Raw genomic sequence first — 23,985 nt, 5'->3', positions numbered from 1 at the left:
AAATTAAACAAGCAGAGCAGCCCTCCGCCCAAATTCATCCAATCGCGCTTAACCCCCTGCAACGGGCTAAAATGGAGACCCGCCCAAAGCAAGGCAGCAAAAGCCAAGCCGTTGAACCACAAAAATAGAGAGTTACGCAGGTCTTCGCTCATCGGATGGCCAATTCTTTCGCTCGACGGCATATGTGTCTGCTTCTGGGGAGCGCTGCAAGCAGTATAAACGGCAAGAAATGGTCGTTTTCAGATATCTTGGTCGTGATGGTAGATCAGCATCAGATTGTTAGCTGGCATTTCAACCCGCCGGACCCGTTTGAATCCAAACTCAACAGCGACCTTATCTATGTCAGACACGTTACGAATGCCCCACTTCGGGTTACGCTCCATCAATGAGCGATCAAAGGCCAAATTCGACGGCGCAATTTCGACACCATCTTCCAGATACGGGCCATAAAGGATCAGCGGTGCCGCAGATGGCAGCAGCCTCTCGCATCCCCTGAATAGTCCTACTGTTGCTGCCCATTCGCTTATATGGGTCATGTTGATACATAAACAGGCAACATAACCTACTGATTTTTCTTCCCCACAACTGTTAGACTGCATGTTGATGCACAGGAGCGCGTCGGCCGCATCGATCGGCCAGTCGGCGCCCGCCGCGTCGAGCAGCAGCGGCGCGCGCAGATTGGGCAGATTGGCGTCGCCGCGCAGGGCCGCGATCGAGGCCAGCGCGGCGGGATCGGGATCACTGGGCTGCCAATCGAGCGCGGGGAAGGTGACGGCGAAGTGGACGACATGTTCGCCGCTGCCGCTCGCCACTTCCAGCACCAGCCCGGCATCGGGCAGTTCGTTCCGCAGGACAGTCGCGATCGCATCGCGGTTGCGCAGCGTCGCAGGGGCATGGCGGCGCGGATCGGGGCCGTCGCCCTGCGGCGTCCAGGGTGCGGGGGCATCCTGTGTCATGGACAAATCCTTGTCTGTGGCCGGCCGATGCAAAAAGGGCGGTGGAGATCCTCCACCGCCCTTTGCTTCCGGCTTATTCGGCGGCGACCGCCAGGTCCGGCTCGGACCAGGTCAGCACCGGCTTGCGCGCGGCCAGCGTCTCGTCGAGACGACGGCGCGGGGCGTGATAGGGCGCGCCCTTCAGCGCCTCGTCACCCGCCTTGGCCCGTTCGGCCAGACTGCGCAGCGCCATGATGAACTGGTCGAGCGCGGCCTTGCTTTCCGTCTCGGTCGGTTCGACCAGCATCGCGCCATGGACGACCAGCGGGAAATACATGGTCATCGGGTGGAAGCCTTCGTCGATCAGGCCCTTGGCGATGTCGAGCGTGGTGAAGCCTTCGGCCAGCCCCTTGTCGCTGAACAGTGCCTCATGCATGCACGGGCCAGCCGCACCGAAGGGCGCGTCGAGCACGTCATCTAGGCTGCGCAGGATGTAATTGGCGTTCAGCACCGCATCGCTCGCGACCTGGCGCAGGCCGTCGGCGCCGTGGCTGAGGATATAGGTCAGCGCGCGGGTGAACATGCCCATCTGGCCATGGAAGGCGACCATCCGGCCAAAGGTCTGGGCGTGATGATCCTCCGCCGTTTCCTCTTCGACCAGCACGAACTTGTCGGCCTGCTTTTCCACGAAGGGGAGCGGCGCGAAGGGCGTGAGCGCTTCCGACAGCACCACCGGACCCGAACCCGGACCACCGCCGCCATGGGGCGTCGAGAAGGTCTTGTGCAGGTTGATGTGCATCGCGTCGACGCCCAGGTCGCCGGGGCGGACCCGGCCGACAATGGCGTTGAAGTTCGCGCCGTCGCAATAGACGAAGGCCCCGGCGGCATGGACCGCGTCGGAGATGGTCTTCATGTCGCGCTCGAACAGGCCGCAGGTGTTGGGGTTGGTGATCATCACCGCCGCAACGTCCGGCCCCAGACGGGCCTTCAAGGCTTCCAGATCGACGCGGCCATCGGGGGTCGCCGGAATATCCTCCACCTTGTAGCCGCAGAAGGCGGCGGTGGCGGGATTGGTGCCATGGGCGCTTTCCGGCACCAGGATGACGCTGCGGGCGTCGCCACGGGCTTCGAGCGCGGCGCGGATCGCCAGCAGGCCGCACAGTTCGCCATGGGCGCCCGCCTTGGGCGACATGGCGACCGAGTGCATGCCGGTCAGCGTCACCAGCCAGGCGGCCAGTTCATGGATGACCGCCAGCGCGCCCTGCACCGTCGACTGCGGCTGCAGCGGGTGGATGTCGGCGAAACCGGGCATCCGCGCGACCTTTTCGTTGAGGCGCGGATTGTGCTTCATGGTGCAGCTGCCGAGCGGGAACAGGCCAAGATCGATGGCGTAGTTCTGGCGCGACAGGCGGGTGTAGTGGCGCACCGTTTCCTGCTCCGACAGGCCGGGCAGGCCGATGCTGTCGGTGCGGGCGAGCGAACCGAGGCGGCTGGCCACCTTGGGCGCATCGGCGAAATCCACGCCGGTGGTGTCGGTCGAGCCGATCTCGAAGATCAGCTTTTCCTCCAGCATCAGCGCGCGGTTGCCGGTGGCGGTTTCCGGGGCCATATGCTCCTGCGCGACGGCCTGCGGGGTGGTCGGGCGACCTTCCTTCAACATGGTCATGCCAGTTCCTCCTCAAGCGCTGCGGCAAGGGTTTCGATATCCTCCGGCGTGACGGTTTCCGTCACGGCGACGACCAGGCCGTTGCCGATCTCCGGCGCGTCCGGGAACAGGCGGCCGAGCGAAACGCCGGCCAGCACGCCCTTGTCGGCGAGGTTGCGGACGACGTCACGCGCATCCTTGGTCAGGACCAGCGTGAATTCGTTGAAGAAGCCGTCGTTGAGCAGGGTCACGCCCGGCACCTTGGCCAGACGGTCAGCAGCCTGCATAGCCAGGCCGTGGTTCAGGGTCGCCAGCTCGCGCAGGCCCTTCTCGCCCAGCAGGGTCATGTGGATGCTGAATGCCAGCGCGCACAGGCCCGAGTTGGTGCAGATGTTCGACGTCGCCTTCTCGCGGCGGATATGCTGCTCGCGGGTGGAAAGCGTCAGCACGAAGCCACGCTTGCCGGCCGCATCGACGGTTTCGCCGCACAGGCGGCCCGGCATCTGGCGGACATATTTCTGCTTGCAGCCGAACAGGCCGAGATAAGGACCGCCAAACTGCAGGCCGACGCCGATCGACTGGCCTTCACCCACGACGATGTCCGCGCCCATATGACCCGGCGCCTTGATCGCGCCCAGCGCCACCGGCTCGGTGACGACCGCGACGAGCAGCGCGCCGGCGGCGTGCGCCGCTTCGGCCAGCGGGCTCAGGTCGGCGATGCGGCCGAGAATGTCGGGATATTGGACGACGACGCAGCTCGTGTCCTTGTCGATCGATGCGATCAGCGCGTCGATATCGGTCGCGGCGTCCAGCGTCGGCGCCTGATGCACCAGCGCGTCGCCGGTAAACTTCGCCATGGTGTTGGCGACCGAGACATAATGGGGGTGCAGGCCCGACGACAGCAGCGCCTTGCCGCGCTTGGTGATGCGGCGGGCCATGCCGATCGCTTCCCAGCAGGCGGTCGAGCCGTCATACATGGAGGCGTTGGCGACATCGACGCCCAGCAGGCGGGCGACCTGGGTCTGGAACTCGAACAGCACCTGCAGCGTGCCCTGCGCGATTTCCGGCTGATAGGGCGTGTAGGCGGTCAGGAACTCGCCGCGCTGGATCAGATGATCGACGCTGGCGGGTACATGATGCTTGTAGGCGCCGGCGCCCAGGAAGAAGGGCGCTTCCCCTGCCGACAGATTCTTGCGAGCGAGCGCACCCATATGGCGCTCGACCGCCAGTTCGCTGGCATGATCGGGCAGGCCGGCGATGGTGCCGCTCAGGCGGGCTTCGGCGGGCACGTCGATGAACAGGTCATCGATCGTCTCGGCGCCGATGACGGACAGCATTTCCTGCCGGTCGGTGTCGGTAAGGGGTAGGTAGCGCATGTATTTCTCCACTCCCCTCCCTTTTAGGGAGGGGCCGGGGGTGGGTGCGATTGCGCAGCAATCGCCGGCAACGCCTGAGGCCAGGTTGCAAGGCTCGCTTCGCTCGCCACCCACCCCACCCCCTCCCTTGAAAGGGAGGGGCGATTATCGGATCAGAGGCTCGCCACGAACTTCTTGTAGGCGGCTTCGTTCATCAGGCCTTCCAGCTCGCTCGCATCAGCAATGCGCAGCTTGAAGAACCAGCCATCTTCCTCGGCATCGCTGTTGACCAGCGCCGGCTCGTCTTCCAGCGCGCCATTGGCCTCGACGACTTCGCCCGAGATCGGGGCATAGACGTCGGACGCGGCCTTGACCGATTCCACGACGGCGGCGTCGTCGCCCTTTTCGAAGGTCGTGCCTTCGGCGGGCAGTTCTACGAACACGATGTCGCCCAACTGTTCCTGCGCATAATCGGTGATGCCGACGGTGGCGATGTCGCCTGCAACGTCGATCCATTCATGTTCGTCGGTGAAATAGCGGCTCATGCTTGCTCTCCTCGAAAAGCGGTAATTCAGGCCTTGCGGCGATAACGATGCGGAACGAACGGCATCGGCGCAACCGCCGCTGCAATCCGCTTGCCGCGCACCTCGATCTCCAGCGCGGTGTCGAGCGCGGAATAAGGCAGGCTGACCCAGCCCATGGCGATCGGCGCGCCCACGCTCGGCGCGAAACCGCCCGAGGTGACTTCGCCCACCAACACGTCGCCGGCGTAGATTTGCGCGCCTTCGCGGGCCGGCAGGCGGCCTTCGATCTTCAGGCCGACACGCTTGGAACCGGGGCCTTCGGCCAGTTCCTTCATCACGCGGGCATGGCCGATAAAGCCACCTTCCTCGCGGCGGCGCTTCTGGATGGCAAAGCCCAGGTCCGCACCGATGGTGCTGACGGCGGGCGACAGGTCATGGCCATAGAGCGGCAGGCCGGCTTCCAGACGCAGCGAGTCACGCGCGCCAAGGCCGATCGGCTTGACCTGCGGCAGCGCGCACAGCGCATCGGCCAGCAGCGCGACGGAATCGCCCGGCACGCTGATTTCAAAGCCATCCTCGCCGGTATAGCCAGACCGGCTGATCCACAGCGGCACGCCACGCCAGGTGAAGGGACCGGACTGCATGAAGATGAGGTCGGCGGTTTCGGGGATGAGCGCGGCCATCGCCTCGCCCGCTTCGGGGCCCTGCAGCGCCAGCAGCGCCTGATCGGCCATATGGTTCATGGTGACGTCGTCGGGCAGATGCTCGATCATCCAGCCGATATCGTCATATTTGGTCGCGCCATTGACGACCATGTAGATCGCCGCGCCTTCGAATGCACCGTCGCCGGGACGCGAGACCATCAGGTCGTCGAGGATGCCGCCTTCCGCGTCCAGCAGCATTGAATAGCGCTGGCGGAAGGGCTTCAATCCCTTGATGTCGCTGGGCAGCAGGGTTTCGAGCGCGGCATCGACGCTGGCGCCGCCGGTCTCGTCGGAGAAGGTCAGCTGGCCCATATGGCTGACGTCGAACAGGCCGGCATGTTCGCGGGTCCAGCTATGTTCGGCCATGATGCCTTCATACTGGATCGGCATGTGATAGCCGGCGAAGCCGACCATGCGCGCGCCCTTGGCACGGTGCCAGGCGTCCAGCGGCAGGGCTTCGAGGGGCAGTTCCGCTTCGAGGGCGGCGACGTCGTCAGTGGCGGTCATGGCAAGACCTTTCCGTAGGAGGGATCGGCGACAGGCCAGCGCAGCCGACGAATCGGCGCTTCCGGCATGCCACCCCCTCTGTCACGGAACCTGAGAGCTTTGACCAGCGGCCTGGGACCGGCTGGCTTACCCCTTCGGTGGGACGGCACGGGGCCGTCCGCTTTCCAGAGTATCTACGCGCGATGCGGTCCTTTGGCCTGAGAGATTCCGGGGCGGTTGCTCCTTCGGCGACGGGCTCAAGCCTGAAAGGCGCCCATGCTCTCCCGCATCGTGCCCGCTGCCGAATCCTCGGCACCGGAGACGCCCCACGCATTTGCCCAAAGCGCGGGCGGCGTCAATCGGGCAAATGTCGCAGGGACGCAGGTTATGGCCGGATCAGCCTTCCTCGCGCGCCAGCCGCTGCGCCATCGCCAATGCCGCCGCCCGGCATTCGGAGAGCGCCGCATCGGCCGCTTCGTCCGAGAGGGTCAGGTCGGCAAAGCCGCCCTCCCCCTCGAACATGTCCAGGAAGCGGCTGACGCCGGCATAGTTGGAATCCGCGACGGCGCGCTGGATGAGGTCGATCCGATCCGCCCAGGGTCGCGCGCCCTGTGCCCGCAACAGGCGGGAAAGATCGTCAAGCTGGGCGGCAAAGGCCGCGATCTGGGGATGCAGTGTCATGGGCAGAGAGATAAAGCCCGCGCAACGACCGGACCGGCCGGCCGAATGCCAACGCAGCGTTTCCGTTGGCGGAGTTGGGGGAGCTTGCTCCCTTCCTGTCCCGTCATCGTGCGCCGCTATCCGCCTGCCCTCACGGCATCAGCCGTCGCCGCCCCTCCCACAGATGCCAGCGCATCGCCAGCGCGGCGCCTTCGGCGTCCTGGGCGCGGATGGCGGCTACGATCTGTTCATGTTCGCGCAGCATGGTCGCGATCACCTCGGGCGGGCGCGATCGGCTGATGTCGACGCCGGCGCGCATCACCTTGTCGACATCGGCATGGAGCGCGTCGAAGGCGATCAGGAAGGCGGGGTTGCCGGTCGCCTCGGCAATGCGGCGGTGCAGTTCCATATCCTCGGCATGGGCGGGTTCGCTCGACAGGAGGGCGGTGCGCAGCATCTCCATCCCTTCCTCGACATGGGCCATTTCGATCGGACTGCGGCGGGTGGCGGCAAGGCGCGCGGCCTCCGCCTCCAGCACGAAGCGCACCTCATAGCTGCCGAGCGTTGCGGGCAGTTCGGTCGCCGGCATGAAGGCGGCCAGGCGCTGCGACGGACGGCTTTTCACGAAGGAGCCGGCACCCCGGCGCGCCTCGGTAATGCCGTCCGAGGCAAGGCGGACCAGCGCCTCGCGCACGATCGCGCGGGAGACGCCGAACCGCTCCGCCAGCGCCGCCTCCGACGGCAGGCGATCGCCGACCGCCAGATCCTGGTCGTTGATGATCTCGACAATGCCGGCATAGGCATGGTCGGACAATCGGGCCTGGTTCATCGGCGCACCTGTCGATCGCTGGGCAACATCCTGTGCCTCCTAGTCATGAGAGGCTGCTGACGACAAGCGTCAGCAGCGCTCTGGTCAGAAGATGCTGCTCGCGACCAGCACCAGCAGCAGGCCGACCACCGCGACCACGGTTTCCATGATCGACCAGGTCTTGAACGTGCCCGGCATGTCGGTGCCGAGATAGGATTTGACGAGCCAGAAGCCGGGATCATTGACGTGGGAGAAGAAGAGCGATCCCGCGCCGATCGCCAGCACCATCCATTCGGGCTCCACGCCCGATGCGGCGACCAGCCCCTGCATCACGCCGGCGGTGGTGATCGTCGCGACGGTGGCCGAACCGGTGGCGAGGCGGATGCAGACCGACACCCCCCAGGCGAGCAGGATCGGCGAAATCGCGCCGCCGGCAGCAAAGCGGACCAGCAGATCGGAAAGCCCGGTCGTCACCAGCACCTGCTTGAGCGCGCCGCCCGCGCCGATCGCCAGAATGATGCCGCCGGCCGGGATCATCGCTTCGGACCAGATCGCGTTCTGGATCTTTGCATCGGTGATGCGGCGGCCGAACAGCAAAGGCAGCGCGGCCAGCACCGCGATCAGCAGCGCGACGACCGGGTCGCTGACCCAGCCAAGCCAGTGGAAATGCGGCGCGACCGACGCCGGCAGCAGCGCCACCGCCTGCCCAGCGGCGATCAGCACCACCGGCAGCAGCACGGCCGCGAGCGCGCGGCCGACCGAGGGGGTGGCGACATCGACCTTGACCGGATCGAGCAGCGGCGGGTTCAGTTTCGCGCCGGGGGCGGTGAAGCGGGCCAGTACGGGACCAGCGATGATCGCGGTCGGGATGCCGACGATCAGGCCATAGAGAAGGGTGAGGCCGAGATTGGCGCCGAGCGCATTGACCGCGAGCAGCGGGCCGGGATGCGGCGGCACCAGCGCATGGACCACGGACAGGCCCGACAGCGCGGGCAGCATCAGCTTGAGCTTGGCGGTATCGCCATTCTGCCCGGCGGGCAGCGCGGCGGCGGCCGACGCGACGATCGGCAGCAGCAGGACGAGGCCGGTCTCGAAGAACAGCGGCAGGCCGATGACGATGGCGGTGAACAGGCTGGCCCAGGGCGCACCCTTCACGCCGGAGATGCGCAGCGCCGAGCGGGCAAGGCCGCCGGCGCCGTCCGACAATTGCAGCATCGCGCCGAGGCCCAGGCCCAGCGCCACGACCAGGCCGGTGCCGCCCAATATGGTGCCCGCGCCCTTTTCGACCGCCTTGGCGGTTTCCTCCATCGGCAGGCCGGCGATCAGGCCGACGGTGAAGGCACCGCACAGCAGGCCGACAAAGGGATGGAGCCGGCCCCGGATGATGAGGGCGATGGAAAGGGCGATGCCGATGACGGCGGCGATCAGCAGGCGATAATCGGCGGGGGTCATCGGCCAATGCCTCCCTGTAGTCCGCCCTGGCTGAACGCCCGGCCACATGGCACCGATCGACGATATGGTAACGCCATCCCCACCCTCTCTTTCCTATGCGTAGCCGGTCATTCGCAGGGCGAATCCCGAAAATCTGTTAGACAGGTTATAGCCGCATTTCGGCCATGCGCTAGGTTATTTCCCGAATATTGCAAATTTTCGCTTGAACCTGTCTGACTGATTCCAGTACCGTTAGCGCTAACGAATCCTTGGGCCGGTCCAGGCCCCAACGCGGATCAATCAGAGGGAGAGGCAGGATGCAGGATCTGCATATTCTCGATCGCCAGGACCAGATGGTCCCCGAAGCCCCACATCTCACGCCGACCCAGATGAAGGTGATGCGCTGCGTCCATTCCGGCCTGCTCAACAAGCAGATCGCCTATGAGCTGGGCATGGCCGAGGCGACGGTGAAGGTCCATATGACCGCGCTCATGCGCAAGCTCAACGTCCGCAACCGCACCCAGGTCGCCATCGCCGCCAGCCATTTCGGCTGGATGCGCCCGGCGCTGAGCCGCGCCGCGGACTGAACACCACCCTCTTGGCGGGAGACGCCGCATGGATCGATCGCGACGCGAGTTGATGGGGGGCATCGGCGCCGGGCTGGTGCTGGCCGGCATGGGCAGCACGACCGCCTGCGCCGCGCCACAGCGCAAGCTGGGCTATGCCATTGTGGGCCTGGGCTATTATGCCACGCAGCAGATCATGCCCAATTTCGCCGGCTGCGAGCATGCGAAGCTGGTCGCGCTGGTCAGCGGCACCCCGGCCAAGCTGGCGCAATATGGCGACCAGTACGGCATCCCGAAAACGCATCGCTACAGCTATGCCGAGTTCGACCGCATCCGCGACAATCCCGATATCGACATCGTCTATATCGTCCTGCCCAACAGCCTCCATGCCGAGTACAGCATCCGCGCGGCGCAGGCGGGCAAGCATGTGATGTGCGAGAAGCCGATGGCGGTGTCGGTGGCCGAATGCCAGGCGATGATCGCCGCCTGCGCCAAGGCCGGGCGCAAGCTGATGATCGGCTATCGCTCGCGCTTCGAGCCTTATAACAGGCTTGCGATCGAGCTGGCGCGCGGCGGCCATGTCGGGCCGACGCGGATCATCACCGCCGAACATGGCTTCCCGATCAAGGCCGGCCAATGGCGGCTCGACCGTCCCCTGTCGGGCGGCGGATCGATGATGGACATCGGCATCTACAGCCTCAACGCCGCGCGCTACCTGACCGGCGAGGAGCCGGTGGAGGTGAGCGCCATCGCCAGCACCGACCGCAGCGATCCGCGCTTTGCCACCGTCGAGGACCGGATAAACTTCATGCTGCGCTTTCCGTCGGGCATCATCGCCAATTGCGTGTCGAGCTACAGCTCGGCCCATAATGGCTATCGGGTGATCGGCACCCAGGGCTGGATCGATATGGAACCTGCGACCCAATATAGCGGCCAGACGATGATGATCCGCAAGGATGGCGTAACCGCGCCGCGCAGCCTGCCGGCGCCGGCGAAGAACCAGTTTGCCGCCCAGCTCGACCATCTGCCCGAATGTATCGCGAACGGCACCGCGCCGATCGTCGCGGGCGAGGAGGGGCTGGCCGACCTGCGCGTGATCGAGGCGATCTATCGCTCGGCGGCGGAGCATCATTCGGTTAGCCTCACCGCATGATCGATCGTCGCACCCTGCTGGCCGGGATGGCCGCCCTGCCGTTCACCCACGCGCTCGCCCACGCCGCCGACCTGCCGGCCGCGCGGATCGACCGGATCGACCCGGCACTGGACCGCATCATCGCGCCCGGCGCGCAGGTGGAGATATTGGCGCAGGGCTATCGCTGGGCCGAGGGGCCGACCTGGGCCGCGCCGATCGACGCGCTGCTGTTCGGCGATCCGCCGTCCAACATCGTCTATCGCTGGACCCGCAAGGATGGCGTGTCGCCCTTCCTCTTGCCCTCGGGCCTGCAGACCGCGATCCCCAAGGAGATACGCGAAGCCGGCCTCAACGGCATCGCGATCGACAGGGACGGCCATCTGGTTGGCGCCGACAGCGGCGCGCGCGCGATCGTGCGGGTGGACCTCAAGACCAGGGCGCGGACCACCCTCGCCGATCGCTATCAGGGCAAGCGCTTCAACAGCCCCAATGACCTGACCATCGCGGCCGATGGCAGCATCTATTTCAGCGACCCGCCCTATGGCCTGACCGATGGCGACACGTCATCGCTGCGCGAGATCGGTTTCAACGGCCTTTACCGCCTGACGCCCGATGGCATGGTGACGCTGATAGACGGCAGCCATCGCCGGCCCAATGGCGTGACCCTCTCGCCCGATGGCCGCACACTGTATCTGGCGCTGTCGGACGAGAAGCGGCCGCAGGTGCTGGCCTATAGCCTGGGCGCGGACGGCATGCCCACGGGCCAGCGCCTGTTCCGCGACATGGCCAGGGAACTGGCGGCCGGCGAGCCGGGCCTGCCCGACGGCATCAAGACCGCGCCCGACGGCACCGTCTTTGCCACCGGCCCCGGCGGCGTCCATGTCTGCGCGCCCGACGGCAGATTGCTCGGCAAGATCCGCACCGGCAAGGCAATCGCCAATTGCTGCATCGGCGAGGGCGGTGCGACCCTGTTCCTGACATCGGCCGACCGGCTGGCCGCAGTGCCGCTGATATCCAGCAGTGGCTAGCGAAAGGAGGCGGGCTCCTTACGCCCTGATCCCCGCCAGCCACTCGTCAATCATCGCCCGGCCCGCTGCCACCGCGCCCGGCCCATGATCGTCATGGTCCTTCCGAAGCGCGCTGCCGCATTTTCCGGCGACGTCCAGATCGGCCCAGAAATGGGTCAGCCAGTCCTCGAAGCGCGGATCCTCGCCCATTTCGGCGTGGAATTGCAGCGCCAACAGATTGGTTCCGCGCCGGAAAGCCTGATGCGCATAGCGGTCGGTTGATCCCAGCAGTTCGACCTGATCGGGCAGGTCGAACGTGTCGCTATGCCAGTGCAGCACTGGCACTCCATCGATATGGCGCAGCGGCGAGGCCGCCCCCGCCACGTTGACGCTGACCGGCGCAAAGCCCAGCTCCATATGGCCGCCCGGATAGACCCGCGCGCCCAGCGCCGCCGCGATCATCTGGCTGCCCAGGCACACGCCCAGCGTCGGACGGTCCGCCGCCAGCCGTGCGGAAAGCTTGCCGATCTGCACCGGGATCCAGGGATGCACATCCTGTTCATAGACGCCCATCGGCCCGCCCATCATGATGAGCAGGTCCGGTTCGGTCAGGTCGATATCGGCGAAATCGGGGCTGGCCACATCGATCCGCTCGATCTGATAGCCGGCCGCCTCGATCGGCTGGAGATAGCCTGCCGCACCCTCGCGCGGCACATGTCGGACGATCAACGCTCTTTTCATTACCTGCGATAGCTAGCCAGCCAAACCCGCCGACGCCAGCCCAGCCTTTCTTGGGGACAGAAAATTGCCGCTATCGGCTTGGCCCGGCCGCCCGCCCGTGATTTAACCGCACCCCATGATCCTGACCCGCATCGCTCGCCCCGTCCTGCTGGCCACTTTGCTCGCCGGCACCGCCCTTTCCGCCCAGACCAGCGAAGCGCCTTCCGCGCCGGTCGATGCGGTCGATCCCTTCATCGGCACCTCGGGCGAAGGCCATACCTTCCCCGGCGCCGTCGCCCCTTTCGGCATGGTCCAGCTCTCGCCCGACACCCATGTCGGCCCGGCGCGCCAGACCTATAATTGGGCCGCCGGCTATCGCCATGAAGACCCGGTGATCCTCGGCTTTTCCCACACCCATTTTTCCGGCGCGGGCCATAGCGACCTGGGCGATTTCCTGGTGATGCCGGTCAGCGGCGACAGCGTCCCGCTGGAGGCCGGCGACGACAAGACGCCCGGCTTCCGCTCGCACAAGGCCGATGAGGTCGCCTCGGCCGGCTATTATGCCGTCACCCTGACCGATCCGGGCGTGCGTGCGGAAATGACGGCCGGCACCCGTGTCGGCGTCCACCGCTATGCCTTCCCCACCGGCAAGGCGGCGCATCTGGTGCTGGACCTGCGCTCGATCATCTATGATTATCCCGGCAAGATCCTCTGGTCCTCGATCCGCATCCGCCCCGATGGCACGATTACCGGATCGCGCGAGGTGCGCGGTTGGGCCACGCCGCGGCGCATCTTCTTCGCCATCCGCTTTTCCGCGCCGCTGACCGGCCACCGCTTCGTCAGCACCGAGAAGGATATCCTCTACAAGGGCTTCAAGGGCCCCGGTCGCGGCCCCGAGACGCTGGATTCCCTCTCCGGCCGCGCGCTGGTGGCGCAGCTCGACTTTGGCACGCTGACGAAGCCGCTGGAGGCGAAGGTCGCGCTGTCGGGCGTGGACGAGGATGGTGCCATCGCCAACCTTGCCAGCGAGCCGGGCGATTTCGACGCGATCCGCGCGAAGACCCGCACCGCCTGGAACGATGCACTGGGCACGGTGCAGATCGACGCGCCCAAAGCGATGCGCACCAATGTCTACACCGCCCTCTATCACAGCCTGATGGCGCCCAGCGTCTGGAGCGATGCCGATGGCCGCTGGCGCGGGCCGGATGATCAGGTCCATGCCGGGATGCTGGATGGCCGGGGCTTCACCATGCATTCCACCTTCTCGCTGTGGGATACGTTCCGCGCCGAACATCCGCTGCTGACGCTGATCCAGCCTGAAGAGAAAAATGCCGATTTCGTGAATTCGCTGGTCGCGGGGCAAAAGACCAGCCCCTTCGGCATCCTCCCCGTCTGGCAGTTTGGCGGCAAGGAAACCTGGACGATGATCGGCTATCATGCCGTTCCCGTCATTGCCGACGCCTGCCTGAAAGGGATCAGGGGCATCGACTGCGCCGCCGCGCTCAAGGCCATGGTCGCCAGCGCCGACTATGCCCCCTATGGCGGCCTCGGCGACTATATGAAGCTTGGCTATGTCCCGATCGACCGCGAACCCGAAGCCGCGTCCAAGACGGTCGAATATGCCTATGACGACTGGACCATCGCCCGCCTCGCCCGCCAACTGGGCGACACCGCGACGGCAGAGCGCTTCGAGAAGCGCGCCCAAAACTGGCGCAACAGCTTCGACGCCAAGACCGGCTTCCTGCGTGCGCGCAAGGCCGACGGCTCTTTCCGTACCCCCTTCGATCCGACCGCGATCAACTATGGCAGCGACTATACGGAGGGGAATGCCTGGCAATATAGCTGGTTCATGCCGCACGATCAGGGCGGCCTGTTCCGCCTGCTGGGCGGCGATGCGAAAACCATCGCCAAGCTCGACGCCATGTTCGACTATGACAATAGCAAGATCGACTATAGCCATGCCGAGGATATTTCCGGCCTGATCGGCCAATATATCCATGGCAACGAACCCAGCCACCATGTCGCCTATCTCTACAGCTATGCGGGCCAGCCCTGGCGCACGCAGGAACGCCTGAAGCAGATCGTCGACAGCCAGTATAAGCCAACGGCCGAGGGCCTGGCCGGCAATGACGATCTGGGCCAGATGTCCGCCTGGCTGGTCTTCACCGCCTTGGGCTTCTATCCCGTGGCGCCGGGCAGCAACCAATATGTGATCGGCCGCCCCTTCGTCGACCGCGCCGAGATGACCTTGCCCAGCGGCCACCGCTTTATCGTGATTGCCGACAGCCTCTCCGACGCCAATCGCTATGTCGGCCAGGTGACGCTGAACGGCAAGTCGCTCGATCGCGGCTATATCACCGACGCGGAAATCCGCGCTGGCGGCGAACTGCGCTTCACCATGCAGGCCAGCCCCAACAAGACATGGGCGACCGGCGTGAAGGCCCGCCCCTTCTCCATGACCGGCTATGGCAAGTGAAGGCGCGGGACCGGCATTATCTCTTCGTCTGCAGCCAGAACAAGCTGCGCAGCCCGACCGCCGAACAGATTTTCGCTGACCATCCCGGCATCGAAACCCTGTCGGCGGGCACCAACCATGATGCGGAAACGCCATTGGACAATGAAATGCTGCGCTGGGCCGACACCATCTCGTGATGGAAAAGACCCACCGCAGCAAGATCCAGCAGCGCTTCCGCGCCGCGTAGGCGGCAGGCCAGATCGCATTTCCGGATTGCGGTCGCCCCGGCGCAGGATCATAGTCGCCCCGACGGCCGCTGACACTCCGAGGGAGGATCCATGCTGATCGCGATGATGATGGCCGCGCACACTGGCGCTGCCCCGTCCGCCTCCAAGTGGCCGACAATCATGGCATCCATGACCGTCTCTCGCCCTTCGACGCCCCCTGCACCATCGCCGGTCGGCAACGAAGATACCATGCTGATCGTCGACGGCGTCCGCATCGATGCCAGCGCTGCGGCGCTGGCGGCCTGCCTCGCCCGGTCATGCCCTCCAGACGAAGATATGGAGGCTGCCACCGTCCACGCTGAAAATCAGTTGCTGGCGGGCGATCATCAGGGCGCGCGCGATACGCTGCGTCAGGCCCGCGCCCGCAACCACCGCCACCAGCGGGATTATCCGGTTCAGGTCGGCCAACTGCTCGACTTCGATGCCGAGGTCGCGTCCTACAGGGGGCTGGCGGACTATAGCCGCACCGGCACCATCGATGCGCTCGACGCGCTCAAGGCTGGACTGCCCCCGCAGGATCGCCGCATCGCCATGCAGCGGATGCACGTTGGCGACGTCTTTCTGCGTCAGGGCAAGATGCGCAGCGCCACCGGTTTTTACGACCGCGTAGCCAAGGAAGCGAGCGCCCAGGGCTGGCCCGAGATGGAAGGGTTCGCCCTGTTTCGCGGCCTCACCGCCTATGCGACTGCAGCCAGTGTCGACCCGGCCTATGATGACGAGGCGCAACGCCGCTACGCGGCATTGAAAAGCCGGACAGTTCCTGCCATCCGCCCCTATCAGGACGCTGCGCTAATCATGCTGGCGAAACTGGAACTGATGAAAAATGGCCTGTCCGAGGAGGAACTGACGCGCCGCCTGTCGGGCCTGCGTTCCGCGTCGCCCCTGCTGGTGGTCGGCCCGCAGATAGAAGCCCAGGGTAACAGCCTGGTCCTGTGGACCGACGACCGGCGCAAACATGCGCTTCTGCCCGCCAATCCATCGGGCCATTGGGCGGAGTTTCGCTATCTCATCACGCCCGACGGCCGGATCGACGCGATCGAGCAGGTGGGTAGAGGCCGAGCGACCAGCCATGTCGCCCCGGAAGCTTGGGCCGACCTGGTCGGCGAAGCGCTGGCCCAGCGCCGCTATTTGCCTCTCGCTCTGGCGGCCGGATCGCCGGGCCTGTGGCAACGCGAACGCTTCTTGCTGACGGCCGACCTGGAACTTCCGCAAAAAAGCCACACCCGCATCCGCCGCCCCGGCGAGAAACTGCACATCCGCAGCTTCCAGATTACAGAAAACGACGCCGACTGATGGGCCGAAAATGGCCGGCGAGGTTTCGACCCGTTTTTGCCGTTCCTTCTCCCTTGGAGGGAGAAGGATGAAGTCCCCCGCCCCATGTGCCAGTTGGAAGAGGGAGGGAACGAAAACTGATCCCCGAATGCTGCCCGTTCGGTCCCTCCCCCGCGAGTTCGGTCTTCGGAACGGCGCTAAAGGGTGGGAAGCGGATAGGCAGCAATCAGGGGCTCCCCCCCCCCCAAAGCGGACACTTAATCAAGCGAAGCCAGCACCTTTGAGATTTCCTCAGCCGTCCATAGGTCGCTCCGCTCTTCTATGAAGCGATTGCTGTCGTCTTCGAGGAAGGAGACAGCGTCACGGGTCGCCTCATCCTCAAACTCGATGTCGTCGCTCGCTACAAGGCAATCAGCAACATAGACTGCGGCGTCGGAAGACAATTGCTGACTTGCAACCGCATTCAGGAACCGGCGCGCAGCAAAGCGAGTCATCACAAAAAGCGGCCCATCCGAAATCAGAATGAAACCATGCCTTGTCTGCCGGAGGTCAGCATAGAAATCGGCGACCTCATCGGCGATTTCTTCCATGAACGCCTTCGGAGTGAGGTTGCCGGAAAGGAAAGCGACGAGGGAAGCGTGCTGCATTGCTACCCAATGGAGCGACGAGCGAATGTCCGCAACCGGGAAACTCGCGGAGCATCTCCAGGGTCCGCTATGGTCGTTTTCAGACCATCCTCCCCTGCAAGGGGAGGTGGCTGGCCGAAGGCCAGACGGAGGGGTATCCCCCTCTCGATAGCGTGACACCCCTCCACCACTTCGTGGTCCCCTTCGGCAGAGTCGCGTGCCTCTGCCGAACCTTGCAGGGGAGGAATTTACAGTCGCTTCTGGTCGCTTCTAGGCCCTCTGCCGTCCCCCCCAACACGCGCCCGCATTCACCCCAGCTTGAACTCCGCCCAGATCGGCAGATGGTCCGACGCCTTGCGCGCGGCGGCGCTTTCGTGGACGCCGCTGTCGACCAGGCGGATGCGGCCGCAATGCATGATCCGGTCGAGCCGGGCGACCGGGCGGCGCGCGTGAAAGCTGCGGCCGCAGGGCGCAAAGCTGTAATGGCGGGCAAAGTCGGCGAGGCAGCCGCGCTCGGCGCTCCATTCGTTGAGGTCGCCCATCAACACCGTCGGCAGGGTATGGCCCTGGGCCGCGGCATGGATGACCGCCGCCGCCTGCTTGCGCCGCCACAGGCCCGACAGGTCGAGATGCATGCCGAACACGCGCAGGGTCGCGCCCTTGATCGCGACCTCCGCCATGGTCGCGCCGCGCGGTTCCAGGCAAGGGAGGTGCAGCACGTCATAGGCGGCGACCTCCGCCTCCTTGCGGACGATGATGGCGTTGCCGTGCCAGCCCATGCTGTCGGTCTGGACGTTGAGAGGCACCGGCTTGTAGCCGCTCTGGCGCTCGAGCAGCAGCGGCGGGATCGCGGCATAGCGTATGCCGAAGCGCCGGTCGGCCTCCTGCAGCGCGATGATGTCGGCATCCACCTCGTTCAGCACGTCGATCACCCGCTCGGGTGAACGGCGGCGGTCGGTGCCGATGGCCTTGCGGATATTATAGCTGGCGACGCGGATCGTGGCGGACATGCTGCTTCAATGCGCCAGCCGCGCCGGGGTTTCCAGCCTCGATGCAAGATCGCGTTTGTGTTCCTTTTATGTTCTGTTATGCGTGGGCCATGGCCAAGGCAAAGCGCAAATTCGTCTGTCAACAATGCGGCACCGTTTCCGGCCGGTGGCAGGGGCAGTGCGATGACTGTGGCGAATGGAACAGCATCGTCGAGGAAGCGGCCGAGACCGTCTTTTCCGCCAAGCATGACCTGCAGGGCGGCGGCCGGGCGATCACGCTCATCGGCCTCGACAGCAAGGTGGAACTGCCCTCGCGCACCAGCACCGGCATTGCCGAGTTCGATCGGGCGCTGGGCGGCGGCATCGTGCCGGGATCGGCCACGCTGATCGGCGGCGATCCGGGCATCGGCAAGTCGACCCTGTTGTTGCAGGCGGCAGCGCGGGTCGCCTCGCGCGGGCTGACCGTCGCCTATATCAGCGGCGAGGAGGCGTCGGACCAGGTGCGGCTGCGTGCCCAGCGGCTGGGGCTGGGCAATGCGCCGGTGCAACTGGCGAGCGCGACATCGGTGCGCGATATCCTGACGACGCTGAGCGAGGGCGTGCCGCCCGCCTTGCTGATCATCGATTCGATCCAGACCATGCACAGCGACCTGATCGAGGGCGCGCCAGGCACCGTGAGCCAGGTGCGCGCGTCGAGCCAGGAACTGATCAAATTCGCCAAGCAGCGCGGCACCGCGCTGATCCTGGTCGGCCATGTCACCAAGGATGGCAGCATCGCCGGCCCGCGCGTGCTGGAACATATGGTCGATACGGTGCTGGCGTTCGAGGGTGAGCGCAGCCACCAATATCGCATCCTGCGCGCGATCAAGAACCGCTTTGGCGGCACCGACGAGATCGGCGTCTTCTCGATGGTTGCCGAGGGGCTGGAGGAGGTCGCCAATCCGTCCGCTTTGTTCCTCACCAATCGCGACGAGACGGTGACGGGCGCCACCGTCTTCCCCGCGCTCGAAGGAACGCGGCCGGTGCTGGTCGAGATCCAGGCGCTGGTGGTGCGGCTGTCGAGCGGGGCGACGCCCCGGCGCGCGGTGGTCGGCTGGGACAGCGGCCGGCTGGCGATGATCCTGGCCGTGCTGGAGGCGCGCTGCGGGCTCAGCTTCTCGACCTGCGAAGTCTATCTCAACGTCGCGGGCGGCTATCGGCTGTCCGATCCGGCCGCCGACCTGGCCGTCGCCGCCGCTTTGATGTCGGCCTTGTCGGAACGGCCGGTGCCCGCCGATGTCGTGCTGTTCGGCGAGATTGCGCTGTCGAGCGAAATTCGCCCCGTCTCGCACACGCCGCTGCGGCTGCGGGAATCGGCGAAACTGGGCTTCAACCGCGCCTTCGTGCCGGCGTCGGGCGCGGACGGGGTGAAGGGGATTTCGGTCAGCGGCTTTCGCACCCTTGCACAGCTGGTTGACCAGATGCTCGGGCGCGGATAGCCAGCGCGGCATGAACGCCGTCGATATCCTCGTCCTCCTCCTCATCGGCGGTTGCGCCATATTCGGCCTGCTGCGCGGGTTCGTGACCGAAACCCTGTCGCTGATCGCCTGGGTCGCGGGCATCTTCGCGATCAGCCTGTTCCACGCTTCCGTCACCGAATTGCTGACCAGCTTCGTCGGCAGCGAGAGCGGGGCGGCGGTGCTGGCCTTCTTCCTGATCTTCGCCGTCACCTTCGGCGCAGGCAAGCTGCTCGCCCGATCGATCGGCCAGCGCACCCGCCAGTCGGTGCTCGGCCCGATCGACCGGGTGCTGGGCGGCGGCTTCGGCGCGATCAAGGGGCTGATTGGCGCGACCCTGGTCTTCCTCGCCTTCTCCCTGGTCTATGACACATTCTACGGTAGCGGCGCGCGCCGCCCCGACTGGCTGTCCGACGCCCGCACCTATCCGCTGCTCAACGCCAGCGGCAAGGCGATCAGCGAATTTGTCGATGAACAGCGCGCGCAGAAGCCGGCGGAGTCCGATCCGGCGGCGTGACCGGGGTGGGTGGGAAGCGGACTGACCGAATTTTCACCCGCGGTCCAAGGCTTGTGATTGCGCCTGGTCGCATAATGGAGCGCATTTCGGGTACGACCACGATGCGTAGCACTGAAGAGCCCAGGAGTCGGCTAATTTATAATAATACAGGATCAAAAAAAAGCTGCGTATCATTGTCAGGAAGGTTCATCGCGTTGGAAGCAAGCCCACACAGATCCACACAAAGTTCCGCGGCATCTAAATCCTTTTGGGTGATTTTCCCACAATTCACATTCGCCGATAACCATCCCCCATCCATGAGAAATTAAATTATAATTTGCATTAATTTTTAACTGATCTTGAATCCATCTCTCGACAGCAATTTTCCACTCAGAATTAATTTTATGCTCATGACAGCATTTATCCGCCTCAATCCATCTGACGGAAACTTTTCCTATTTTGACCTTGTTGGAAGTCGCGAAGCTGTCGATATCAAAAGCGGATACTGATCCGTCCAACTTGATGGAACGTGTTTCAGTGGGCTGCCCCCATTCATCATTTCCTTCTGTGCCAGTTTTACTCATGCCCTCTCCCCCCAGAGAGACGTTATCACCGCGTTAAAAAATATGTCACGCTGTCGAAATGAAATCTAGGACAGTGTTTTACGCCCGTGCGATGGCTCATCTATAGCGCTGCCAGCATTGATTGCTCGTGGAAGGATGGGTCTGAAGCTTAACGTGCCATTATATAGCGAGAGAGCCTTTTTGCGTTATGGTCGATGTATTTGGAGCCCTAAGCTGCAGTTGGCGAAGCGCTTCGCTTGGGCTCGGGCGTATCCACCGATCTAGCTGATGCCACTTGGACGGTCCAAAGCAGCAATATGGCCACAGGAGGCATCCTTGGACAACCTAGCGCGCAGGCCGCTACATGTCTGCTACTGGTAGCTTTGAGACCATCCTCCCCAGGAAGGGGAGGTGGCTGGCCGAAGGCCAGACGGAAGGGGGGCTTCCCCTCTCGATAGGGCGACACCCCTCCACCACTTCGTGGTCCCCCTCCCCTTGCAGGGGAGGATTTTACAGCCGCTTCTGGTCGTTAAGCGTCACAGCCCGATGCCACCATCGCCCCCTTTTTCCATTCCGGTACTTTGTATTGACCCCCGACCGGCGGTGCGCCCCTAGACCAGTGCCCCGCAAATCTCGGCATGCCGCTTTTCGGCATAGCGATCGGTCATGCCGGCGATGAAGTCGGCGATGTGGCGGCTGCGGGTCGGTTCCTCCAGCGCGCATTCGTCGCGCCATTCGGGTGGCATCAGGGCGGGGTCGGCCAGATAGGCGCGGAACAGGTCGATCACGATCACCCGCGCCCGGTCGGCGGCAGCCAGCTGGTCGGGATGATGATAGAGGGTCGCATACATGAAGCGCTTCAGCTCGCGTTCCTGCGCCGCCAGTTCGGGCGAGAAAGCGACCAGCGTGCGGCCCAGCGCGCGGACATCGGCGACCGTCTCCACCCCGGCGGCCGCGATATTGGCGCGGGTGGTGGTGAGCAGGTCATTGGCCATCACGCCAATCTGTTCGCGCACCAGTTCGCGCAGCAGGCGATCCTGCGGCACGTCGGGATAGCGGGCCGTCACCCGGTCCCAGCAATGGCGCACCAGCGGCACGGTCAAAAGCTGTTCCAGGCTCAGCAGTCCGGCGCGCAGGCCATCGTCAATGTCGTGATTGTCATAGGCGATATCGTCCGACAGCGCCGCCAGCTGCGCCTCCAGCGAGGCATGGCTGGCAAGGTCGAGCGGGAACAGCGCGTCCAGTTCGCGCATCGCCCAGCCGGGCCTGGTCACCGGCCCATTATGCTTGGCCAGCCCCTCCAGCATTTCCCAGCTGAGGTTGAGGCCGCGAAAGCGCGGATAGGGCGAATCCAGCAGCATCAGCGTGCGCAGCGTGTGCGCATTATGATCGAAGCCGCCATGATCCTCCAGCGCCGCCTCCAGCGCATCCTCGCCGGCATGGCCGAAGGGCGGATGGCCGATATCATGGGCCAGGCACAGCGCCTCGGTCAGATCCTCGTTGAGGGCAAGCGTGCGGGCGATGGCGCGGCCAATCTGCGCCACCTCCAGGCTGTGGGTCATGCGCACGCGATAATGATCGCCGTCGGGCGACACGAACACCTGCGTCTTGTGCCGCAGCCGGCGGAAGGAGATCGAATGAATGATGCGGTCGCGGTCGCGCTGGAACATATCGCGCGGGCCGCGCATCTCGCCGCCCGGTTCGGCATGGAGCCGTCCCCGGCTCTGGTCGGGCTGAGAGGCGTAGGATGCGAGCATCGTCATGCGAACCCCTTATTTGCTGCCCAGCTTTTCGACCACCTCGCCCGCGTCGCTTTGCCAGGCGAAGGCGTCGGCGCCGGCCTTCTTGAGGTCCGCCTCAACCGCCCTGGCGCGGGTGAAGCTGGCAAAGGGACCGATTAGCAGGCGCGAGGTCTGGCCCCAGCTGGCGCTCCAGCCATCCTGCGGCGCGACCGCGTCATATTTGCCCTGCAAGCGCTTGAAGGTGAAGGCCAGCGCGCTCTTCTGCCCGGTGCCGATCTGCACCCAGTTGCGCGCGGGGTTGGCGGCCAGGCGCTTCTTTTCCTCGGCTTCCTTCTTCGCCTTGGCGTCGGCTTCCGCCTTGGCCTTGGCGGCGGCCGCCTTCTTCGCCTTGTCGGCCTCCGCCTGGCGCGCAGCGGCGCGGCGGGCGGCCTGCAGCTTCTCGACCTCGGCCAGGTCGACCGCGACCACGTTCGAGCGGCGCTCGCTGTCGGGCACGTCGATGGCGTGGATGATGTCGGCCAGGCTCCGGGTCGCCTCCGGCGCCGGCTGCGGCGTAGCGCTGTCGGCCGGCGGCGTGAATTCAGTGGCGACCGGCGCCGATGGCATCTCCGCGGGCGGCGTGCCCTGCGGCGCGGGCGGGGTCACGCTCGACGCCTGGGCAAGGGCGCTCGAATTGAGCTGCGAGGCCGTGCTTGGCTGGCCGGTGGTCGGTGCCGGCGCGGTCGAGCGCGGCGCGCCGCCGTCCAGCGCGTCGAGGCCCGGCGCAGGCGGCCCCTGCACATCGACCGATGCGCTGCGGACCGGGGCGGGAGTTGGTGCCGGGGTCGGCGCGGGCGCTGGCGCCTGGGTCGTCGCCTGACCGGGCACCGACTGCACCATCTCCGAACGGGCGCTCTGGCTCGGCGTCGGCTGGACGACCGGCTGGCGTCCGCGCGTGTCGGCGGGCAGCGGCTGGACGGTTGCGGGCGCGGGCGCGGGGACAGTGGGCTGCGTGGCTTGTGCGGCCACCGGCGGCCGGCTCTGGGTCGGCGCGGGCTGGCTGGCAGCAGGCGTGCCGAGCGGCGCGCGGGCCAGCGACGTGCCGCGCTGCCGGCCACTGCCGTTGCGGGTCGTGCGGCGATCCCCCTGGGCCGTCGCGGTCGACGCGGCGGCGGCAGGTGCGGCGTCGCGCGACGCCAGCTGGATACCCGGCGCCGGCGGGGTCGGCACGATCGGCGTGATGCTGGTCGCGACGACCTGCGGGAAATGGCCGAAATGGACCGCAGCCGCCTTCTGCGCCGCCGTCAGATAGGGCATTTTCTGCATATAGGGGGTGATGGCGCTCGCCAGCTGGGCCGGCATGGTCTGGTCGACCACCTTCTTGGCCTCGGCCTGGCGGTTGTTCATCGCCAGGATGAAGGCATTATAGCGCCAGGCGGCCCGGTCGCTCTTGTAGAGCAGCGGCTGCAACACCTTGTCGGCGGCATCCACCTGTCCCGAAATACCGAGCGAGGCGGCGTAGCGGCGCACCAGTTCGGCATCGTCCGGGGTGCGTTGCAGGGCGGCATGATAATCGCGCTGCGCCCCGGCCTGGTCGCCGGTCATGTCACGCGCCAGCCCGCGATCGCCCTGGATGGTCGCTTCGGGATAGCCGGCACGGGTCGCCTGGTCGAACAGGCGCAGCGCTTCGGCCGGGTTCTGCATCTTCAGCATGACCCGGCCCAGGCCCGCCTTGGTGCGCCCATTATTGGGCTGGATCGCGTCGGCGCGGGCAAAGAAACCGGCGGCCGCACGGGCATCGTCCAGCTCCAGCGCAGCTTCGCCAGCCCCCACCAACGCGTTGAAATCCCGCGGATTGGTGGCCAGTTTCGCCAGATTATTGTTGAGGTCTGCGGCGCCCGAGGGCCGGACCAGATCGGCCTGGTCGGTTTGCGCCTGCGCAGCCGTGGCAAGAAGCAGGCTGCCGAGAATCCATAGATGAGATCGTGTCACATGGCTGCCTTAGCGGATCGCGGAAGCAATGGGAAATGACCTGCACAAAAAAGCGCGCCGGGTCGCCCGAAGCGACCGACGGCGCGCCTTTGGCAGGCCGGTGCGGGCCTGTGCC

Annotated in this window: 22 protein-coding genes and 1 riboswitch; of the genes, 8 read left to right on the top strand and 14 right to left on the bottom strand. The window is 65.5% G+C overall.

Translation table 11 applies throughout. The features are described 5' to 3' along the window. Positions 1–239: 239 nt before the first annotated feature. The 8 genes from E5554_RS10410 to E5554_RS10375 all read right to left on the bottom strand — a co-directional run bounded on the left by E5554_RS10410 (position 240) and on the right by E5554_RS10375 (position 8,569). Positions 240–956 carry a DUF938 domain-containing protein gene (locus E5554_RS10410; RefSeq protein WP_136186725.1) on the bottom strand — a complete coding sequence of 239 codons (717 nt, stop codon included), beginning with the start codon at positions 954–956 and terminating at the stop codon, positions 240–242. A 73-nt stretch (positions 957–1,029) separates the two neighbouring features. Beyond that, positions 1,030–2,601 carry an aminomethyl-transferring glycine dehydrogenase subunit GcvPB gene (gene gcvPB, locus E5554_RS10405; RefSeq protein WP_048937462.1) on the bottom strand — a complete coding sequence of 524 codons (1,572 nt, stop codon included), beginning with the start codon at positions 2,599–2,601 and terminating at the stop codon, positions 1,030–1,032. Continuing rightward, positions 2,598–3,956 carry an aminomethyl-transferring glycine dehydrogenase subunit GcvPA gene (gene gcvPA / locus E5554_RS10400; RefSeq protein ID WP_136186724.1) on the bottom strand — a complete coding sequence of 453 codons (1,359 nt, stop codon included), beginning with the start codon at positions 3,954–3,956 and terminating at the stop codon, positions 2,598–2,600. Before gcvPA ends, gcvPB begins: the two co-directional genes overlap by 4 nt. 152 nt (positions 3,957–4,108) lie before the next feature. Next, entirely contained in the window at positions 4,109–4,480 is a 372-nt protein-coding gene (gene gcvH / locus E5554_RS10395) for a glycine cleavage system protein GcvH (protein WP_004207946.1), read from the bottom strand. Between the two features lie 26 nt (positions 4,481–4,506). Then, on the bottom strand, positions 4,507–5,670 hold the full coding sequence (gcvT, locus tag E5554_RS10390) for a glycine cleavage system aminomethyltransferase GcvT (RefSeq protein ID WP_048937461.1): 1,164 nt from the start codon (positions 5,668–5,670) through the stop codon (positions 4,507–4,509). A 175-nt stretch (positions 5,671–5,845) separates the two neighbouring features. Beyond that, a riboswitch (glycine riboswitch) is annotated at positions 5,846–5,946 on the bottom strand. A gap of 99 nt (positions 5,947–6,045) precedes the next feature. Next, the gene (locus tag E5554_RS10385; protein WP_136186723.1) at positions 6,046–6,330 is read right to left on the bottom strand and encodes a hypothetical protein; all 285 of its coding nucleotides are present in this window, start codon (positions 6,328–6,330) and stop codon (positions 6,046–6,048) included. A gap of 130 nt (positions 6,331–6,460) precedes the next feature. After that, the gene (locus E5554_RS10380; protein WP_017501752.1) at positions 6,461–7,138 is read right to left on the bottom strand and encodes an FCD domain-containing protein; all 678 of its coding nucleotides are present in this window, start codon (positions 7,136–7,138) and stop codon (positions 6,461–6,463) included. Between the two features lie 84 nt (positions 7,139–7,222). After that, a complete protein-coding gene (locus E5554_RS10375; RefSeq protein WP_136186722.1) occupies positions 7,223–8,569 on the bottom strand; it encodes a gluconate:H+ symporter in 1,347 nt (448 codons plus the stop codon). Positions 8,570–8,865: 296 nt separating this feature from the next. Here E5554_RS10375 and E5554_RS10370 point away from each other — a divergent pair, with 296 nt between their 5' ends. The 3 genes from E5554_RS10370 to E5554_RS10360 are packed head-to-tail and all read left to right on the top strand — an operon-like array spanning position 8,866 to position 11,274. Next, on the top strand, positions 8,866–9,135 hold the full coding sequence (locus tag E5554_RS10370) for a LuxR C-terminal-related transcriptional regulator (protein ID WP_004211034.1): 270 nt from the start codon (positions 8,866–8,868) through the stop codon (positions 9,133–9,135). A gap of 28 nt (positions 9,136–9,163) precedes the next feature. Beyond that, positions 9,164–10,267, top strand: coding sequence for a Gfo/Idh/MocA family oxidoreductase (locus E5554_RS10365; protein ID WP_136186721.1), 1,104 nt, complete (start codon positions 9,164–9,166; stop codon positions 10,265–10,267). Further along, positions 10,264–11,274 carry an SMP-30/gluconolactonase/LRE family protein gene (locus E5554_RS10360; protein WP_136186720.1) on the top strand — a complete coding sequence of 337 codons (1,011 nt, stop codon included), beginning with the start codon at positions 10,264–10,266 and terminating at the stop codon, positions 11,272–11,274. Before E5554_RS10365 ends, E5554_RS10360 begins: the two co-directional genes overlap by 4 nt. Before the next feature lie 18 nt (positions 11,275–11,292). Here E5554_RS10360 and E5554_RS10355 read toward each other — a convergent pair whose 3' ends face one another. Next, positions 11,293–11,994: a glutamine amidotransferase gene (locus E5554_RS10355; protein ID WP_136186719.1), complete on the bottom strand. Its 702-nt coding sequence runs from the start codon at positions 11,992–11,994 to the stop codon at positions 11,293–11,295. A gap of 115 nt (positions 11,995–12,109) precedes the next feature. On the opposite strand from E5554_RS10355, the gene E5554_RS10350 reads away from it, so the two are divergent. From E5554_RS10350 to E5554_RS10340, 3 genes are all read left to right on the top strand, one after another. Continuing rightward, positions 12,110–14,449 (top strand): GH92 family glycosyl hydrolase, encoded by a 2,340-nt coding sequence (locus tag E5554_RS10350; protein ID WP_136186718.1) that lies wholly within the window; start codon positions 12,110–12,112, stop codon positions 14,447–14,449. Then, the gene (locus tag E5554_RS10345; protein WP_348769748.1) at positions 14,446–14,625 is read left to right on the top strand and encodes a hypothetical protein; all 180 of its coding nucleotides are present in this window, start codon (positions 14,446–14,448) and stop codon (positions 14,623–14,625) included. Before E5554_RS10350 ends, E5554_RS10345 begins: the two co-directional genes overlap by 4 nt. Before the next feature lie 141 nt (positions 14,626–14,766). Then, positions 14,767–16,008, top strand: a complete 1,242-nt coding sequence (locus E5554_RS10340) for a hypothetical protein (RefSeq protein ID WP_136186717.1) — start codon at positions 14,767–14,769, stop codon at positions 16,006–16,008. 236 nt (positions 16,009–16,244) lie between these two features. Here the strand turns inward: E5554_RS10340 and E5554_RS10335 are convergent, their stop codons facing one another. Together E5554_RS10335 and E5554_RS10330 are read right to left on the bottom strand one after the other, a co-directional pair. After that, positions 16,245–16,634: a hypothetical protein gene (locus E5554_RS10335; RefSeq protein WP_136186716.1), complete on the bottom strand. Its 390-nt coding sequence runs from the start codon at positions 16,632–16,634 to the stop codon at positions 16,245–16,247. Between the two features lie 287 nt (positions 16,635–16,921). Further along, on the bottom strand, positions 16,922–17,623 hold the full coding sequence (locus E5554_RS10330; protein WP_136186715.1) for an endonuclease/exonuclease/phosphatase family protein: 702 nt from the start codon (positions 17,621–17,623) through the stop codon (positions 16,922–16,924). An 89-nt stretch (positions 17,624–17,712) separates the two neighbouring features. Between E5554_RS10330 and radA the strand changes: the two genes are divergently transcribed. Together radA and E5554_RS10320 are read left to right on the top strand one after the other, a co-directional pair. Beyond that, positions 17,713–19,080, top strand: a complete 1,368-nt coding sequence (radA, locus tag E5554_RS10325; RefSeq protein ID WP_010336315.1) for a DNA repair protein RadA — start codon at positions 17,713–17,715, stop codon at positions 19,078–19,080. 10 nt (positions 19,081–19,090) lie between these two features. Then, positions 19,091–19,615, top strand: coding sequence for a CvpA family protein (locus tag E5554_RS10320; protein WP_063977132.1), 525 nt, complete (start codon positions 19,091–19,093; stop codon positions 19,613–19,615). Between the two features lie 176 nt (positions 19,616–19,791). Here E5554_RS10320 and E5554_RS10315 read toward each other — a convergent pair whose 3' ends face one another. The 3 genes from E5554_RS10315 to E5554_RS10305 form a co-directional block, all read right to left on the bottom strand. Beyond that, the gene (locus E5554_RS10315; RefSeq protein WP_136186714.1) at positions 19,792–20,178 is read right to left on the bottom strand and encodes a hypothetical protein; all 387 of its coding nucleotides are present in this window, start codon (positions 20,176–20,178) and stop codon (positions 19,792–19,794) included. A 590-nt stretch (positions 20,179–20,768) separates the two neighbouring features. Beyond that, the gene (locus E5554_RS10310; protein WP_136186713.1) at positions 20,769–21,920 is read right to left on the bottom strand and encodes a deoxyguanosinetriphosphate triphosphohydrolase; all 1,152 of its coding nucleotides are present in this window, start codon (positions 21,918–21,920) and stop codon (positions 20,769–20,771) included. A gap of 9 nt (positions 21,921–21,929) precedes the next feature. Further along, positions 21,930–23,870, bottom strand: coding sequence for a tetratricopeptide repeat protein (locus tag E5554_RS10305; protein ID WP_136186712.1), 1,941 nt, complete (start codon positions 23,868–23,870; stop codon positions 21,930–21,932). Positions 23,871–23,985: the final 115 nt, after the last annotated feature.

The organism is Sphingobium sp. PAMC28499, from assembly GCF_004795815.1.
GTDB classification, from domain to species: Bacteria; Pseudomonadota; Alphaproteobacteria; order Sphingomonadales; family Sphingomonadaceae; genus Sphingobium; species Sphingobium yanoikuyae.
The sequence above is the reverse complement of the archived record's forward strand: the minus strand, read 5'-3'. Positions and strand labels throughout refer to the sequence as shown.

Bases quoted from the DNA above. Each gene is read 5' to 3' on its own strand.
- E5554_RS10410 (WP_136186725.1), bottom strand. From the start codon at position 956: ATGACACAGGATGCCCCCGCACCCTGGACGCCGCAGGGCGACGGCCCC.
- gcvPB (WP_048937462.1), bottom strand. From the start codon at position 2,601: ATGACCATGTTGAAGGAAGGTCGCCCGACCACCCCGCAGGCCGTCGCG.
- gcvPA (WP_136186724.1), bottom strand. From the start codon at position 3,956: ATGCGCTACCTACCCCTTACCGACACCGACCGGCAGGAAATGCTGTCC.
- gcvH (WP_004207946.1), bottom strand. From the start codon at position 4,480: ATGAGCCGCTATTTCACCGACGAACATGAATGGATCGACGTTGCAGGC.
- gcvT (WP_048937461.1), bottom strand. From the start codon at position 5,670: ATGACCGCCACTGACGACGTCGCCGCCCTCGAAGCGGAACTGCCCCTC.
- E5554_RS10385 (WP_136186723.1), bottom strand. From the start codon at position 6,330: ATGACACTGCATCCCCAGATCGCGGCCTTTGCCGCCCAGCTTGACGAT.
- E5554_RS10380 (WP_017501752.1), bottom strand. From the start codon at position 7,138: ATGAACCAGGCCCGATTGTCCGACCATGCCTATGCCGGCATTGTCGAG.
- E5554_RS10375 (WP_136186722.1), bottom strand. From the start codon at position 8,569: ATGACCCCCGCCGATTATCGCCTGCTGATCGCCGCCGTCATCGGCATC.
- E5554_RS10370 (WP_004211034.1), top strand. From the start codon at position 8,866: ATGCAGGATCTGCATATTCTCGATCGCCAGGACCAGATGGTCCCCGAA.
- E5554_RS10365 (WP_136186721.1), top strand. From the start codon at position 9,164: ATGGATCGATCGCGACGCGAGTTGATGGGGGGCATCGGCGCCGGGCTG.
- E5554_RS10360 (WP_136186720.1), top strand. From the start codon at position 10,264: ATGATCGATCGTCGCACCCTGCTGGCCGGGATGGCCGCCCTGCCGTTC.
- E5554_RS10355 (WP_136186719.1), bottom strand. From the start codon at position 11,994: ATGAAAAGAGCGTTGATCGTCCGACATGTGCCGCGCGAGGGTGCGGCA.
- E5554_RS10350 (WP_136186718.1), top strand. From the start codon at position 12,110: ATGATCCTGACCCGCATCGCTCGCCCCGTCCTGCTGGCCACTTTGCTC.
- E5554_RS10340 (WP_136186717.1), top strand. From the start codon at position 14,767: ATGCTGATCGCGATGATGATGGCCGCGCACACTGGCGCTGCCCCGTCC.
- E5554_RS10335 (WP_136186716.1), bottom strand. From the start codon at position 16,634: ATGCAGCACGCTTCCCTCGTCGCTTTCCTTTCCGGCAACCTCACTCCG.
- E5554_RS10330 (WP_136186715.1), bottom strand. From the start codon at position 17,623: ATGTCCGCCACGATCCGCGTCGCCAGCTATAATATCCGCAAGGCCATC.
- radA (WP_010336315.1), top strand. From the start codon at position 17,713: ATGGCCAAGGCAAAGCGCAAATTCGTCTGTCAACAATGCGGCACCGTT.
- E5554_RS10320 (WP_063977132.1), top strand. From the start codon at position 19,091: ATGAACGCCGTCGATATCCTCGTCCTCCTCCTCATCGGCGGTTGCGCC.
- E5554_RS10315 (WP_136186714.1), bottom strand. From the start codon at position 20,178: ATGAGTAAAACTGGCACAGAAGGAAATGATGAATGGGGGCAGCCCACT.
- E5554_RS10310 (WP_136186713.1), bottom strand. From the start codon at position 21,920: ATGACGATGCTCGCATCCTACGCCTCTCAGCCCGACCAGAGCCGGGGA.